The organism is Verrucosispora sioxanthis, assembly GCF_010560025.1.
Classification (GTDB): domain Bacteria; phylum Actinomycetota; class Actinomycetes; order Mycobacteriales; family Micromonosporaceae; genus Micromonospora; species Micromonospora palythoicola.
In genome coordinates, this window is record NZ_SAIY01000007.1 from 116,686 (window position 1) to 132,494 (window position 15,809).

Genomic DNA, 15,809 nt, shown 5'->3' on the forward strand with positions numbered 1-15,809 from the left:
TGGCGTTTCACGTGAAACGGCTCCGGCCCAGCCGGGTGTCCGCCGCTTAACGACGAGGCGTCGCCAGGTGTGCCTCGGTGAGGGTCTGCCTGACTAGGCACCCTCTTGGGCCGTTGGCCCGTACTGGTCGCCGGCACCCGTCGGCGCCGATCGAGCGTCGACAGCGTGAGTCCGTCGCCCAACTTGCGCGGCACTCGCCTGGCCGCCGGTGTCGGGTCGATCCCCGCCTGTCCGCTGACGGTCATCGGGTGTCGGGTCGACCTTGCCTGTCCGCTGACAGCCCGCCGGACCGTCCCCCGCCTTACCCGTGGATGTTCCGCAGGGGCGTCCAGCCGTCCCATCGGTGTCTGCTCGGCCGCCCCTGCGGGGGAGTCGCCCGCCGTCTGGCCGCCGGCCTTCCCGCTGAGCGCCCTGCCCGGACGCTCATACGCCTGAGACGTGTTCCGCGACCCGTCACCCCCGGTCCCGGCGGTAGCCGAGGTCCGCCCGGTGGCGCCGCCCAGGAAGGCGGAGAGGGCGCCGGACGTCAAGTGGCCATTCAACCCGCGGGTGAGCCGGGTGTTGGCCCAAGTCAGGAACTCGGTCGCTGAACGGCGGGATGGTTCACGAGCGCGGCCAGCGGTGTCAGTCTGCCCACGCCCTGCCCATCGGCGCTCCACTGTTTCACGTGAAACAGTGGAGCGGCCCGGCTTCACTGGCGCGGCGCCCGACCGGTCGCCCGGCCTACCCACTGCCGGCCACGCCGGGACTGCGCGGCGTCATTGTTATCCACATCAGTTGTCCACAGGGCCGAGCCGTTTCACGTGAAACACAGGCCGAAACCCCTTGTCGAACGGGGACATCGGTAGGGATGCCGTTACCCGGCCGCCTGTGGATAACTCTGGGGAGAACCGTTCGGCGGTTCGGTCCCGCCATTCGAGCCCGCCTAAGAGTCGAACCCGATTCGGGTAGGGACACTGGTCCCAGACTCGGTTAGGGTCAGCGTCGTGCACGACACCCCTCCCTCAGTCCCGGACTTCACCCAGTGGCCGTCCTTCCCGTTCGAAGGTGACCTCCGGGTCAAGCCACTCGCCGACCCGGTCCCTGTCGAGCCACCGCGCAAGGGTGAGGCTCACCGGGAATGCACTGCCTGCCAGGCGCCCGACGAGGCCTACATCTGGGTCGGTGAACGATGGCGCGTGCGGGCCATGGATCGACCGACCGGGCTGCCCATGGTCCTCATTCTGGAGTCGCGGTCGCACCTCGACCTCGGTGACCTACCGAACCTGCTCGCCGCCGAGTTGGGCGTGATGACGGTACGGCTCGAACGGGCCATCCGGTCGCTGGACGGCGTGGCGCGCGTCCACGTCAACCGGTGGGGCGACGGGTCCGCCCACCTCCACATGTGGTTCCTCGCCCGACCGTACGGTCGGCTCCAGCTCCGTGGCACCTTCCTCTCGCTCTGGGACTCGATTCTGCCGCCGATCTCCGAGGAGCAGTGGCGGGAGAACCTCGCGCTCGTGGCGGCCTGGCTCGCCGAGTTCGGTGGGCGGCCACTAGCCGAACCGCCCCGCATCCAGTGGCAGGCGCCGTCCAGTCTGGCCGCGCAGTCGGCCTCGCCGACCGAGACGAAGCCGGCAGAGGGAGGGTCGCTGCTGGACGCCATCGGCGAGACGGCCGAGCCACCCGATACTCCGGGCGCTGGTGTCAGCGCGGAGTCGCCAGACGCGCCGGTTGCGGTTCCTGCGAGCGACGCGGCACCGGACGCGGCGAGCGACGCGACACCGCAGCGGGAGACGGGAGCGGACGCGGCCGAGGCGGCTCGCCCTGAACGAACGACGCAGCCGGTTTCCGGGGCCACAGTCCCAGGGTCGAAGTCCGGGAACGTCAGAGAGGTCTCGCAGCTCGATACCACCCCGGGCACCGAGACCGCCCCAGCCGCCGAAACCACCCCGGACACCGAGAGCCCTGCATCCAGCGAGACCACCGCAGACACCGAGAGCCCCGCAGGCACTGGCAGCGGACGCAGAGTCGATGCGGCGGAGCCGGAGCACGCTCAGGCGGAAACCCCGGACGTTGGCCGGCCGGCGTCATCCGGTAAGCCGGGCTCCGGGGGCGGGCAGCGATAGGGCCGGAGGGACCGTGCCGCACCTCGGCACCTCCGGCACCCGAATGAGCCCCAGGTCCGCCGGCGATCCGGCTGGTGCACGACGGCGTCGGACCGGCACTGCCCCCGCACCCGCGACCGCATCGACACTGCGGCCGGGAGGCGATGACGCCGTCACCGACGGCCTTGTGGGCCAGCGCGGCGGGGACCGCCGAGTCGACTCCGCCGCTCCTTGCGGACGGGGACCCGAGTTCAGACGGTGGGCGGCCTGCCGGGTGGGGGAATCAGCGGGCCGCGGCGCGGGCGACCAGGTTGCCGATCATGCCGCCGAAGTCGAGACCGGCGGCCTGTACCGCGAGCGGCAACAGCGACGTCTCGGTCATGCCCGGCGAGACGTTGACCTCGAGCACGTGTGGCTGACCGGTCGAGTCGACGATCAGGTCGACCCGACTGAGGTCACGCAGGCCGAGGGCGGTGTGGGCGGCCAGGGCGACCTGGGCCACCGATTCGGCGACCGTGGGCTCCAGGCGGGCCGGGGTGTGCCAGGTCGTCCGGCCCGCGGTGTAACGGGCCGCGTAGTCGTACACCCCGTTGCGGGGCACGATCTCCACCGCCGGTAGCGCCTGCGGGCCGTCGCCGAGGTCGACGACGGAGACGGCCACGTCCATGCCGGGAACGTATCGCTCGACGAGCGCCGTCGAGTCGTACGCGAAACAACCCACCATGGCAGCCGGCAGCGACGCCGCATCCCGGACCACGGCGGCGCCCAGTCCGGAACCGCCCTGGGCCGGCTTCACCATGAGCGGCAGCCCCAACCGGTCGACGATGCGGTCCAGCACGGCCACCGCGCCGAGTTCGCTGAACCGGTCGTGTGGCAGAGCGACCCAGTCGGGAGTGGCGATGCCGGCCTCCCGGAGCACGGCCTTCGCCGACGGCTTGTCCCAGGCGAGACGGGACGCCCGGGCGTCACAGCCGACGTACGGCACGCCGCACAGATCCAGCACCCCGCGCAACGACCCGTCCTCGCCGGTGGCGCCGTGCAGGGCGATCACCACGGCGTCGGGCGGATCAGCGACAAGGGCCGGCAGCAGGGCGACGTCGGCGTCGCGCAGTTCGGCCTGCATCCCGACGGCGCGCAGCGCATCGAGCACCCGGCGGCCCGAGCGCTGCGACACGTCACGCTCGTACGACAGGCCACCGGCGAGCACGAGCACGTGGAGATCGGTGGTCTCGGGGCCCGACACGGCGGGTTCTTCGGCAGCGGTGACACCCATGCCGGGCATCATGCCAAGTCTGGTCCTGGCGCGTCCCAGCCGGTCCTGCCTCGCCGGGCGCCGGCCCCGCCCACCGCACCGAACACCCGCCGCATGGCGATGTCCTGTTCCATCACGCTGGCCAACCGGCGGACGCCCTCCCGGATCCGCTCCGGTGGCGGGAACGAGAAGTTCAGCCGCATGTGGCCGTTGCCGCTGCCGTCGGCGTAGAAACCGGTGCCGGGCACGTACGCGACCCGCGCGGCGATGGCCCGGGGCATCATTGCCTTCGAGTCCAGCCCGTCGGGCAGCGTGGCCCAGACGAACAGCCCGCCGCCGGGCACGGTCCAGCGGGTGCCGGCCGGCATCAGGTCCTCAAGTGCCGTGAGCATCGCGTCCCGCCGCTCCCGGTAGACCTCCCGGTAGACCTTCAGCTGCTCGCGCCAGGGCATGGTGCCGAGGTACGTGCTGACGGCGGCCTGCGCGTACGCGCTGGGACAGAGGATCTGTGCCTCGCTGGCGATCACCAGCTTGTCACGCACCGCGTGTGGCGCGAGGATCCAGCCGACCCGCAGCCCTGGCGCGAACGTCTTGGAGAAGGTGCTGAGGTAGAAGACCCCGTCCCGCCGCCGCGCCCGCAGCGGCGCGGGTGCCTCGCTCTCGAAGCCCAACTGGCCGTACGGGTCGTCCTCGACCACCAGCAGCCCGGCGCGCTCGCAGATGTCGAGGACCTGTTCCCGCCGCTGCTCGGTGAGCGTCACGCCGGTCGGGTTCTGGAAGGTGGGGATGGTGTAGAGGAACTTGACCCGCCGTCCGGCCCGGGCCTGCTCCGCGATGGCGAGTTCCAGCGCGGCCGGGATCAACCCGTCGTCGTCCATCGGCACGTGCACGACCTGCGCCTGGGCGGCCTGGAACACCCCGAGTGCGCCGACGTAGGTCGGCCCCTCGGCGAGCACCACGTCACCCGGGTCCAGGAAGAGACGGGCCACCAGGTCGAGCGCCTGCTGCCCACCGACGGTCACCACCACGTCCTCCGGGGAGGCACCACAGGCGGCGTCGATGCCGGAGAGGGCCATCACCTCGCAGATCCGCTCACGCAGCTCCAGGGTGCCCTGACCGATGCCGTACTGCAGGGTGGTGCTGCCGTGCTCGGCGCCGAGCCGACCGAGCATCTCGCCGACGGCATCCAGCGGCAGTGCGGCGATGTACGGCGCGCCACCGGCGAGGGAGACGACCTCCGGTCGGCTGGCGACGGCGAACAGGGCCCTGATCTCCGACGCCGTCATGCCCCGCACCCGGCGGGCGTACCGGTCGGTGTAGTCGTCGAGTGTCGTGCCGGTCATCACATCACCTCGATGGCTGCTCGGACGGCTCCGGTCCCGGATACCCAGGACACCGGCGACCATGGCGTACGGCGCGCCGAATGTCGATCGTAGCCGCCTTGCACACCCCTATGCGCCCCTGATTATTCGTGCGTCCACATCCCGGACCCCGAGCCGGCACCCCTGAGGTGCACGTTCACGCTTACCCTCCCCAGTCGCCGACCGGCGGCGTACGATCGCTCGTCGGGGGCAGGAACACCGGCGGTGCCGTCCGGGCCGGTCCCACCTCCGAGCCTAGTGTGGGGAAGCGCCAATGTCGCGACGTCTGGTCAGCCTGACCCTGGACACCCTGGAGGACCTGCCCCGGCCCTGCCGTCAGTGTGTGTACTGGGAGCTTGACCCGGTTTCCGCGGACCGCGCCTGTGCCGCTGGCGACCCTGGCCTGGAGAAGGAGGCGTGGGTCTCGCAGACGCTGCTCGAATGGGGTTCCTGCGGCAAGCTGATCTACGTAGACGGGATGCCTGCCGGATTCGTGATGTACGCCCCGCCGGCCTACGTGCCCCGGTCGATGGCCTTTCCGACGTCTCCGGTCTCCGCCGACGCGGCGCTGCTGATGACCGCGAACGTGGTGCCCGCGTTCGCCGGCGGCGGCCTCGGCCGAATGCTGGTGCAGGGGGTGGCCCGCGATCTGACCAAGCGCGGGATCAAGGCGATCGAGGCGTTCGGCGACGCGAAGTTCGGTGACTCCGCCGATCCGGACGGAGCGTGCGTGGCACCTGCCGACTTCTTCCTCTCGGTGGGCTTCAAGACGGTTCGCCCGCATCCGCAGTTCCCCCGGCTACGGCTGGAGCTGCGGACGGCGCTGAGCTGGAAGTCCGACGTCGAGTACGCGCTGGAGAAGCTGCTCGGCTCGATGAGCCCGGAGACGTTGCTGCGTCCGGTCCGACCGACACCTGCCACCCGCTCCACGACCGGCTGACCGGCCGGCGTCGACGGCACCGGCACCCGGCCGGACGTCCGCGCCCGAATCGGGCGGGCCGCTCAGTCCACCACGGTGCCGGCGGCGACCGCCGCCCGCAGTTCGCTGACGTCGATCGAGCCGGTCGGCACGTCGCGTTCGATCGGCAGGTACATCCGCTGCACCGCGGCCACCATCGCCTCGACCAGCTTGTCCCGGAACCGGGGAGCGATCAGCCGTTCCCGGTCCGTCGGCGAGGTGAGGTAGCCGACCTCGACCCGGACCGCCGGCATCCGGGTGATCCGGAGCAGGTCCCACGCCTTGGCGTGGGTACGGCAGTCCCGCAGCCCGGTGCGCGCCACGATCTCCCGCTGGACCAGCCCGGCCAGCCGTTCACCGGTCGCCGAGGTGACCCCGTTGTCGGTGCCGTAGTGGTACGTGGCGACGCCCTCGGCCATCGGGTTGGCATGGCCGTCGGTGTGCAGCGAGATGAACACGTCGGCGCCGAGCGAGTTGGCCAGTTGCGCCCGGTCGATGTCGGGCAGGCAGGTCTCCGGCGACGGTCCCCGGGTGAGTTGGACCCGTACCCCGGCCGCGGCGAGGCGGCCTTCGAGCCGGCTGGCCAGATCGTGCATCAGATCCGCCTCGGTCCAGCGCAGCGGGCCGTCCACCACCACCACCCCCGGGTCGGTTCCGCCGTGGCCCGGGTCGATGACCACGGTCCGACCGACCAGGGTCGGGCCTGACTGCCGGATGGCGTCGGACTCGCGCAACCACTGCGGCCGGCCGCCGACCACCTTGCGGCCCAGCCGGCGCAGGGCACCCATGGTGTGCGGGCCGCAGGTGCCGTCCGGGACCAGTCCCACCTCACGCTGGAACTGGGCCACCGCCCGGGAGGTGCGGATGCCGTAGATGGCGTCGGCCCGGCCGGTGTCGTATCCCATCTCCAGCAGCCGCTCCTGGAGCGACCGGACATCCTCGCCGGTGAGCGGCACCGGTACCGCGTGGTAGAGGGTGCGGGCGCCCAGCCGCCAGCGGGCGGCGTCGAGGGCCCGCCAGGTCTCCGCACCGACCCGACCGTCGACGCTGAGTCCTCGCGACTGCTGGAACGCGCGGACCGCCCGTTCGGTCGCCGGGTCGAACTCGTCGCTGTGCGGGCCGGTCGCCTTCGACAGCAGGTCGAGACCGGTCAACACCGCGCGGATCTCGGTCACCGCGGGTCCCCGGTCACCGGGACGGATCGGACGCACGCACGACCCCCTCTGCACGGTCGGTGGCTGCCGGGCCCCGCCGACGGTTGCCGCCGTGGGCGGGGACCAGGTGCTCACCGGCGTCCGGCGGCCCCGGTTCGAGGTTATGCGCTCACCGATCCGCTGGGGTGGTGGGCGGCGAAAAACGCGTCGACCCCGTGCCGGTGGGCCCGGCACGGGGTCGACGGCGACGTCGTCGCTGGGGGTCAGAGCGCCGATTCGATCAGCTTGACCAGTTCGCCCTTGGGCTTGGCGCCGGCGATCGACTGCACCGGCTCACCGTTCTTGAACACGGTGAGGGTCGGCACCGACATCACCCGGTACGTCCGGGCGGTCTCCGGGTTCTCGTCGATGTTGAGCTTGACAATGCTGACCTGGTCGCCCATCTCGCCGGCGATCTCCTCCAGCAGTGGCGACACCTTGCGGCACGGCCCGCACCACTCGGCCCAGAAATCCACCAGAACCGGCTTGTCGGACTTGAGCACGTCCGCGGCGAAGCTCGCGTCGGTGACCGACTTCGTTGCTCCCACTGTTGACCCCTCCTCCTGCGTTGTGTCTTCAGCCCTTGGGCAGCGTGGCGATGAAGCGTTCCGCGTCCAGGGCGGCCGCGCAGCCGGTCCCGGCCGCGGTGATCGCCTGCCGGTACGTGTGGTCGACCAGGTCACCGGCGGCGAAGACACCGGGAATGCTGGTCCGGGTGCTGGGGGCCTGCACCTGCACGTACCCCTCGTCGTCCAGCTCCACCTGGCCACGGAACAGTTCGCTGCGTGGGTCGTGACCGATCGCCACGAACACGCCGGTGACGTCGAGCACCTTGGCCTCGCCGGTGTGGACGTTGCGCACCCGTACGCCGGAAACCTTGCCGTCCGCGCCGAGCACCTCCTCCACCACGGTGTTCCACTCGACCTTGATCTTGTCGTTGCTCAGTGCCCGCTCCGCCATGATCTTGCTGGCCCGGAACGTGTCCCGGCGGTGCAGGATCGTCACCGAGTCGGCGAAGCGGGTCAGGAAGCTTGCTTCCTCCATGGCCGAGTCGCCGCCACCGACGACCACGATGTGCTGGTTGCGGAAGAAGAAGCCGTCGCAGGTGGCGCAGGAGGAGACGCCGTGGCCGAGGTACTCCTGCTCACCGGGCACGCCGAGCGGGCGCCAGGCGGAACCCGTGGCGAGGATCACGGCCCGGGCGCGGTACGCGGTCTCGCCGACCCAGACGGTGCTCACCGCACCGGGGTGACCGGTGTCGGTCAGCTCGACCCGGGTGACGTCGTCGGTCAGGAACTCGGCGCCGAACCGCTCGGCCTGCTTGCGCATGTTGTCCATCAGCTCGGGGCCGAGAATGCCGTCGGCGAAGCCGGGGAAGTTCTCCACCTCGGTGGTGGTCATCAGGGCGCCGCCGGACTGCACCCCCTCGATCACCAGTGGCTTGAGGTTGGCACGCGCCGCGTAGACCGCCGCCGTGTAACCGGCCGGCCCGGAGCCGATGATGACCAGGTTGCGGACCTCGTCCACTGCCGTCTCCCAATCGTGTTGACTGTCGTCACCGGCGTACCCGCCGATGCCGATCCGAGTGCCGACGCGGCGGCAACTGATGTGCAGAACGTCATCGTACGAAGCGGGAATTCCCGAGCCGGTCACCCGGTGGGTCAGGTCACGTGGACGGTCAAAAGTCCGGCGACCGCAGGATCACCCTACCCGCGTACGGTAACGGGCGTCCGAGCCGGACCCGGGTACCCCGCACTCCGGGCCGCTGACCCACGCCCAGCTCGTGCCGGAGGCATCGGTGAACTGGAGAACCAGCGCCGGCATCCCCTGGAAGCGGGCGTACTCGACGACGTCGAAGACCAGCGGTCCGCCGCCGTGCTCCGCACCGACCTCCGCGAGGCAGGCACTCAGCGCCGTCTGGTCGCCGAGCCGGGCCAGAGCGTCCGGACCGGCCGGGCCTAGGCGTTCCTGGTTCTCGGTGCCGACCCCCGGACCACCGTCGCTGGAGAACTGCCGGATGCTCGGCGTCAGGCGGGCCAGCGCCTCCGGCGTGTAGTCGGTGGCGCTGCGCTGCGGGGAGCCGAGGACCCGGTAGGGAGCACCGCTCGCTGCGGCGGCACGTTCGGGCGCCGACTTCGTCTCCTGCCGGCCCCCGGAGTCCTGCGGGAGCGCGTGCGGCACCGCGGGACTGACGACCCGATCGTCCAGGGCGGTGTCGGTGGCGACATCGCCCCCCCGGCCGGGCTGGAACAGTTGAAGCGCGCCCAGACCGACCACGGCGGCGGTGGCGAGAGCAACCGGCCCGGCAACCCGGGCCCAGCGGCGTCGTCGCGACCCCGGCCGCGACGACGAGGTCCGATCCTGCCCCGGACGCGGCGGCCCACCCGGCCGCCGGGGACCACCCAGCGGCTGGGTCGGTACGACGGTCGCCTTCCCGCCGCCCGGCGTCAGGCCGGGGTCGGTGACGGCGGCAGTCCCGTCCCCGGTGGCCGCTGGTGCCCGCTCCGGGTGCTCGGCAGCCGCCGTCGTCGGCGCGGTCCCGGCGGTGGGTGGGTCGGCAGCGGCGAGGGCAGCGCTGATCCGGTCGGTGATCTCCGGCGGAATCTCCAGCGTCGGCTCACCCCAGCCGACCAACTCGGCCTGGACGCGGTCGACGGCCGGGGCCAGGAGGGCGTGGGCGCGGGCCCACGCCGGGTCCTGCGCCACCCGCCGGGCGATCTCAGCGTGCTCGGGGTGCCGTCCAGCGCGCCGCCGAGGTAGTCGGCGAGCAGGTCGTGGTCGACCTCGCTGAACTCCCCGGCGCTCACGCTTCCTCCTGCTGGTTGGCGGTCGGTCGGGACCGCCCCGACCCCGATCGGACGCCCGACGGTTCCTTCGGGTTCCCGCCGGTGACGTCCGGCACGTCCGGGCGGGAAGCGCCCGCCGGCCCGGCGCCCGGCCGCAGGTGGCCGAGCGTGACCGCGAGCCGGGCACGGCCCCGAGCGCAGCGACTCTTGACCGTCCCCTCGGCGACGCCCAGGATCCGCGCGACCTCGGCGACCGGGTAGCCCTGCACGTCCACCAGTACGAGGGCGGCCCGCTGCTCGACTGGCAACGCGGCCAGGGCGTCCCGGACGACCATCGCGGTGTCGTGGTCGGGTACCGGTGCGGCCGGCTCCACGCCGCCGGTGGCCGGACCATCCTCCGGGCCGTGCACCCCGTCGGGCAGCGGCACCGTCGGGTGGGCCCGCCGACGGCGGATCCGGTCGAGGCATGCGTTGACCACGATCCGGTGCAACCAGGTGGTGACCGCCGAGTCACCCCGGAACCGGCCGGCCGCGCGATGGGCGGACAGCAGCGCGTCCTGCAGGGCGTCCGCGGCCTCCTCACGGTCGCCGAGCGTACGCAGGGCGACCGCCCACAGCCGGTCCCGGTGCCGGCGGAACAGCTCGCCGAAGGCGTCCCGGTCACCGGAGACGTGGGCGCGCAGCAGATCGAGGTCGCTGACCGTGTCCTCCACGGAAGCGGCGCCCGTGTGGTCGCGTCCGGCGTCGCGTACCTCCATCACCCGACCCGGTGGCAGCCGCCGTGCTGACGTCTCATGAACCCTGGACCGTGATCTCCTGCACCCCGATCTTGAAACCGCCACCGTTCGGCGGCAGCTCGGTGATCCAGAACAGCAGGTAGCGGTACTTCTTGTCGGCGTCGAAGCCGTCAAAGGTCATCGTGGTGCCGTCGTGCTCCTCGAAGGGCTGCCCGATCTTGTTCTTCAGGTACGCCGTGAGCACCTCGTCGTCGCCCGAACTGGACGACGGGGCGTTGGTCGTGCCGGTGAGCAGTTCCGCCGAGGCACCCCGGTCGGAGAGGTTGACCTGCACCGACTTCACGGTCCGCTCGGTGCCGAGGTCGATCCAGACGCCCATGCCCCGCTTGAGGTTGCCGAACTTGCTGCGGTTGTAGGTCTCGGTGGACCAGCCCTCGTCCTGGTCGCCGTCGAAGACCTTCTCGGCGTCACGCACCTCGGTCCGGTTGCTGCTGTCCGGGTCGATGATCCGGGCATCGCTGATCTTGAGATTCCGGACCGCCGGCGCTGCCGGCTCCTCGCTCACCGGCGCGCTCGACGTCGGCGCCGCGACCGGGTTGGTCTGCGGGTCCCCGTCGTCGTCGCCGAGGGTGCTGATTCCGATCAGCAGCCCGATCAGGGCCACCGCCAGCAGCCCGGCGATGCCCAGGGCGACCTTGCGCCCGCCGGCCGCGGCCAACGGTGACGGCTCCTCGCCGGTCTCGCCGGCGAACCGCAGCGGGCCGCCGTTGTCGAGGTAGTCGTCGTCGGGCACGTCGAGCCGGGCCAACTCGGCCGTCAGCACGTCCGACGGGGGCGGGGCGATCTCGGCGTCGAGCAGATCCATGGTCAGGTCGTCCAGGTAGGCCGGCACACCGGCCCGCACCTGGCGGGGCGCCGCAACCGCCCCGTTGGCATCGCGTACCGCGTCGGGAATGGCCGCCCGTCCGTGCCCGGCCGTGGCACCGCGCAGTGGCGCCTCGGTATGCGGCCAGTAGCCGGTCATCGCGAAGTAGAGGATGCCGCCGACGGCCCGGACGTCGCTCTCCTGGCTGTCGTCACCGTCGGTACGGGCGTCCGCGAGCACCACCCGGCCGTCATCGCTGATCATCACCGTGCCCGGGTGCACGTTGCCGTGCACCATGCCGGTGGCGTGCACGGCGGCCAGGGCGCTGGCGACGGAGTTACCGACGGCGGTCGCGCGGGCGGCGTCCAACGGCCCACCCGCGACAAGGTCCCGCAGCGACTGACCGTCGACCCATTCGCGCACCACGTAGGCCCGCTCGGCCTCGTCGATGGCGTCGTACACGCCGACGAGGTTGGGGTGTACGACCCGGCTGGCGGCGACCGCGGCCTGAAGCATCTCGGTGGCGGACTCGCCGCCGGGGTAGCGCATGACGACCGCGACGGGCCGGCGCAGCACGACGTCGACCCCACGCCAGACCAACCGGCCGGCGCTGTCGTTGTTGATGTGCTCGACCAGTTCGTAACGTTCGGCGAGGATCTCACCGGCCGTCGGAGCACCGAAGGTCATGACCGGCGGAGTGGTCTCGTCCGCGTCCTGACCCTCGCCGACCTGGGTCACCCGTCCTCCCTCGGTGATCGTGTCGATCGGTGGACCCGCGCTGCTGGGCATCTGCTTCCCGCTCCGCCTTCGTCTGGTACCGGCCGGCCGGTCGCAGCAGGGTGCCGCGCGCCGGTGTCTGCCGTACCCGTCGAGTGCGACCTTACCCGGGATGGCCCGGTCCCCGACATGTCATCTTCCCGCCGTCAGGTGGCGGCGAGGTCGGCGGTCGGCGGACTCGTCCCGTTAGCCCCGTTGTCGGCCCCGTTGCTGGTACATGTACCAGCCAATCTAGAGGTTGACCACAATCGGCTCCGGCCGGGGCGGAACCGGTCGCGTCGGCGAGTTCGGTAGCGCCGGATTCCCCGTCAATCGGGCGGGCATACTCGGCCGTCCGGTTGGTTATCCACAGGCCGATCCGTCAGTTGAGCGGCGGCGCGCGGAGTTATCCACAGGTACATCCCCAGCCTGGTGATCCTTGGTCACGCTGGGTGCACGGCGGACCGGACGGTTCAGCGGCCGAGCCGGCGGCGGACCATGCCGACCACCTCGGTGATCTCGGAGATCCGCAACACGGTCGCCAGGCCGAGGTAGGTGCCCCCGATGACCGTCCCACCAACCAGCAGCTGCACCATCGACGCCAGCCAGGTCGGCGTGTCGCCGCCGGGCAGCAGGGCGACCACCAGCAGGCCGACCAGCGCGGCACCGAGCGCGGCGACGGTCACCCGGCCGAGAGTACGCAGGATCGCGCCCAGCCCGATCGGACCGACCCGGGGGCGCAGCAGCCAGGCCGAGGCGATGGCGGCGGCCAGGTAGGAGACCGTGTTGCCGATCATCATCCCGGCTGCCGTGAAGCTCTGCGAGAAGATCAGGAAGAGCGCGATCTGCACCCCTACCCGCAGCGCCACCACCGGAATGTTGATCAGTGCCGGCATCCGGGTGTCCGGCAGCGCGTAGAAGGCGAAGGTGAAGAGCTGACTGATCGCGAAAGGGACCAACCCGATCGCGGCGACCAGCAGCACGGTCGACGTGGCGGCCGCATTGTCATCGCTGAAGGCTCCGTAGCGGAAGACCACCACCGAGATCGGGGTGGCCAAGACCGCGTAGCAGACCGCGATCGGGGCGAGCACGGCGCTGACGGTTCGCGTACCCCGGCTCAGGTCGCTTGTGAAGTCGCGGAAGCGGCCGTCGGCCGCAGCGGAACTCATCCGGGGCATCAGCGCCGTGATGATCGAGACAGCGATGATGCCGTGCGCCATCATCAGCAGCAGGAAGACGTTGTTGTAGATCAGCAGGCCGGCGTTGTCCTCGCCGGCCGCCCGGGTCAGCAGGTTGACCACCACGAAGAGGCCGAGCTGGTTGACCGCCACGTAGCAGAACATCCAGCCGCCGAGTCGAGCCAGTTCACGCAGTCCGAGTTCCCGGAAGTCGAACCGCAGCTTCCACCGGAAGCCGACCTTGCGCAGCGCCGGCAGCAGACCGGCGGCCTGCACCGCCACACCGAGCAGCGTCCCACCACCGATCAGGAGGACCTGGTTCAGTCCCACGTCGGCGGGCTGCCGGGCCTGGGCGCCGAAGACCACGATGTACGTGCCGAAGGTGGCGATGGCGACCAGGTTGTTCAGGATGGGCGCCCACATCGGCGCCGCGAAGTGGCCCCGAGTGTTCAGGATGGCCGCGATCAGCGCGCTGATGCCGGTGAAGAAGAGCATCGGCAGCATCAGGTACGACAGCCGGGTGACCAGGCCCGTGTAATCGTCGTCCTTGCCGCTGGCGTAGAGGCTGGTGAGCACCGGTGCCGCGATCAGGGCGATCGCCACGGTCGCGGCGAGCGCGACCACCGCCAGGGTCAACAGCCGCTGCGCGTACGCCTGACCCCGGTCGGAGTCCAGCTTGCTCCGGCGGACCAGCACCGGAATGAGCACGCTCGTCAGGATGCCGCCGAGCAGGAACTCGTACACCTGCTGCGGCAGGAACATGGCGGTGGTGAAGACGTTGCCGATCAGGTTGCCGAGGGCCGCGCCGATCATGAGGTTGCGGAGGAAGCCCGTACCCCGGCTGACCAGGCTGCCGATCGCCATGATCGCGCTGTTCGCGGCGACGCTGCTCTCCGCCACCTGCTCCTGCGGCGGTGCGACCGCCTCGGCCGCCGGCTGGTTGAGCGGTTCGGCGGAGATGAACGTGGCTCCGTCACCGGGCCGGCCGCCGGGCGCGCCGCCCTGCTGGGCGTTCGCGCTGCGGTAGAGCCCGCCGCTCATCTGTGCCTCCAAGGGGTACGCCGGAGCCGGCACCGGCCCGCACGCCACAGACCTTAGTCAACCGTCGACCGTTACCCGCGCCCGGCGGAGGAGATGCCGGCCAGGACCGATAGGCTGCGGATCCGATGTCCGAAGCCGCCGCATCCCACGCCACCGACCGCCGCGATCTCACCGCCGCGCAGCGCAACGCCGTCGCCGAACTGCTCCGGGTCTCCCCGGTGGCCGACGAGTTGGGCCGCCGATTCGCCGCCGCCGGTCACGAACTGCACCTCGTGGGTGGTTCGGTACGCGACGCCCTGCTCGGCCGGCTCGGTGAGGATCTCGACTTCTGCACCGACGCGCACCCCGACCAGACGCTCGACATCGTGCGGGGCTGGGCCGAGGCGATCTGGGAGACCGGCCGCGAGTTCGGCACCATCGGCTGCCAGCGCGGTGGCCTGCGACTGGAGATCACCACCTTCCGCGCCGAGTCGTACGACCAGGTCAGCCGCAACCCGGTGGTCGCCTACGGCACGAGCCTGGCGGAAGACCTGCGCCGGCGGGACTTCACCGTCAACGCGATGGCGGTGAGCGTCCCGGAGCACCGGTTCACCGACCCGTACGGCGGGCTGGCCGACCTGGCCGCGAAGATCGTGCGTACCCCGGGTACGCCCGCCGAGTCCTTCGGCGACGACCCGCTGCGGATGCTGCGGGCCGCCCGTTTCGCCGCGCAGCTGCGCTTCGCGGTGCACCCGGACGTGCGGGCGGCGATGACCAGGATGGCGACCGACCTGGACCGGATCACCGCCGAGCGGATCCGCGACGAGTTCACCAAGTTGCTCTGTGGCGCAGACCCGATCGCCGGCCTGCGGCTGCTCGTCGACACCGGGCTGGCCGAGCGCTTCCTGCCCGAGTTGACCGGGCTCAAGCTGGAGATCGACGAGCACGCCCAACACAAGGACGTCTACGAGCACACCCTCACGGTGGTCAGCAACGCCGTCTCGTACGAGGAGGACGGACCGGACTTCGTGCTCCGGATGGCCGCGCTGATGCACGACGTGGGCAAGCCGGCGACCAAGGCGATCGGCCCGGACGGGCGGGTCAGCTTCCACCACCACGAGGTGGTCGGCGCCCGGTTGACGAAGGTGCGGATGAAGGCGTTGCGCTACCCCAAGGACGTCACCGCGAAGGTGACCACGCTGGTCGGGCTGCACCTGCGCTTCTACGGCTACGGCCGGGGCGAATGGACGGATTCGGCGGTGCGCCGGTACGTCACCGACGCCGGTGACCTGCTGCCCCGGCTGCACAAGCTGACCCGCTCGGACTGCACGACCCGCAACCGGCGGAAGGCGGCCCAGCTGGCGGCGGACTACGACGCGCTGGAGGAGCGGATCGCCCGGATCGCCGCCGAGGAGGATCTCGCCCGGGTCCGGCCCGACCTCGACGGAAACGCGATCATGGAGCTGCTCGGAGTGCCGCCCGGGCCGGTGGTGGGACGGGCCTGGAAGCACCTGAAGGACCTGCGGCTGGAGCGGGGGCCGCTGGATCGTGACACGGCCGAGGCGGAGCTGCTGCGCTGGGCCCGCGACGAGGGCATCGTCGGCTGACCGCAGCCT

The 15,809-nt window shown here is 71.4% G+C and carries 12 protein-coding genes; 3 read left to right on the plus strand and 9 right to left on the minus strand.

Going from position 1 to position 15,809, the window contains the following annotated elements:
* Positions 1–986: 986 nt before the first annotated feature.
* Positions 987–2,108 (plus strand): prolipoprotein diacylglyceryl transferase, encoded by a 1,122-nt coding sequence (locus tag ENC19_RS20710; protein ID WP_164448771.1) that lies wholly within the window; start codon positions 987–989, stop codon positions 2,106–2,108.
* Between the two features lie 262 nt (positions 2,109–2,370).
* On the opposite strand, the gene ENC19_RS20715 is transcribed toward ENC19_RS20710, so the two are convergent.
* Both ENC19_RS20715 and ENC19_RS20720 read right to left on the minus strand, forming a co-directional pair.
* Complete coding sequence (locus ENC19_RS20715) at positions 2,371–3,360, minus strand: D-alanine--D-alanine ligase family protein (protein ID WP_164448772.1); 990 nt, start codon at positions 3,358–3,360, stop codon at positions 2,371–2,373.
* Positions 3,361–3,368: 8 nt separating this feature from the next.
* Entirely contained in the window at positions 3,369–4,682 is a 1,314-nt protein-coding gene (locus tag ENC19_RS20720; RefSeq protein WP_164448773.1) for an aminotransferase-like domain-containing protein, read from the minus strand.
* Between the two features lie 292 nt (positions 4,683–4,974).
* Between ENC19_RS20720 and ENC19_RS20725 the strand changes: the two genes are divergently transcribed.
* Positions 4,975–5,640 carry a GNAT family N-acetyltransferase gene (locus ENC19_RS20725; RefSeq protein WP_164448774.1) on the plus strand — a complete coding sequence of 222 codons (666 nt, stop codon included), beginning with the start codon at positions 4,975–4,977 and terminating at the stop codon, positions 5,638–5,640.
* 62 nt (positions 5,641–5,702) lie between these two features.
* On the opposite strand, the gene ENC19_RS20730 is transcribed toward ENC19_RS20725, so the two are convergent.
* The 7 genes from ENC19_RS20730 to murJ form a co-directional block, all read right to left on the minus strand.
* The gene (locus ENC19_RS20730; protein ID WP_164448775.1) at positions 5,703–6,869 is read right to left on the minus strand and encodes an N-acetylmuramoyl-L-alanine amidase; all 1,167 of its coding nucleotides are present in this window, start codon (positions 6,867–6,869) and stop codon (positions 5,703–5,705) included.
* Positions 6,870–7,075: 206 nt separating this feature from the next.
* On the minus strand, positions 7,076–7,399 hold the full coding sequence (trxA, locus tag ENC19_RS20735; protein WP_164448776.1) for a thioredoxin: 324 nt from the start codon (positions 7,397–7,399) through the stop codon (positions 7,076–7,078).
* A 28-nt stretch (positions 7,400–7,427) separates the two neighbouring features.
* Positions 7,428–8,378, minus strand: coding sequence for a thioredoxin-disulfide reductase (gene trxB / locus ENC19_RS20740; RefSeq protein ID WP_164448777.1), 951 nt, complete (start codon positions 8,376–8,378; stop codon positions 7,428–7,430).
* 174 nt (positions 8,379–8,552) lie between these two features.
* Positions 8,553–9,557: a hypothetical protein gene (locus ENC19_RS20745; protein WP_408058090.1), complete on the minus strand. Its 1,005-nt coding sequence runs from the start codon at positions 9,555–9,557 to the stop codon at positions 8,553–8,555.
* Positions 9,558–9,654: 97 nt separating this feature from the next.
* Positions 9,655–10,395, minus strand: coding sequence for an RNA polymerase sigma factor SigM (sigM, locus tag ENC19_RS20750; RefSeq protein WP_164448778.1), 741 nt, complete (start codon positions 10,393–10,395; stop codon positions 9,655–9,657).
* 34 nt (positions 10,396–10,429) lie between these two features.
* Positions 10,430–12,028 carry a protein kinase family protein gene (locus ENC19_RS20755; protein WP_164448779.1) on the minus strand — a complete coding sequence of 533 codons (1,599 nt, stop codon included), beginning with the start codon at positions 12,026–12,028 and terminating at the stop codon, positions 10,430–10,432.
* Between the two features lie 440 nt (positions 12,029–12,468).
* Complete coding sequence (gene murJ, locus ENC19_RS20760; RefSeq protein ID WP_164448780.1) at positions 12,469–14,214, minus strand: murein biosynthesis integral membrane protein MurJ; 1,746 nt, start codon at positions 14,212–14,214, stop codon at positions 12,469–12,471.
* A gap of 125 nt (positions 14,215–14,339) precedes the next feature.
* On the opposite strand from murJ, the gene ENC19_RS20765 reads away from it, so the two are divergent.
* On the plus strand, positions 14,340–15,800 hold the full coding sequence (locus tag ENC19_RS20765; protein ID WP_164448781.1) for a CCA tRNA nucleotidyltransferase: 1,461 nt from the start codon (positions 14,340–14,342) through the stop codon (positions 15,798–15,800).
* Positions 15,801–15,809 lie beyond the last annotated feature (9 nt).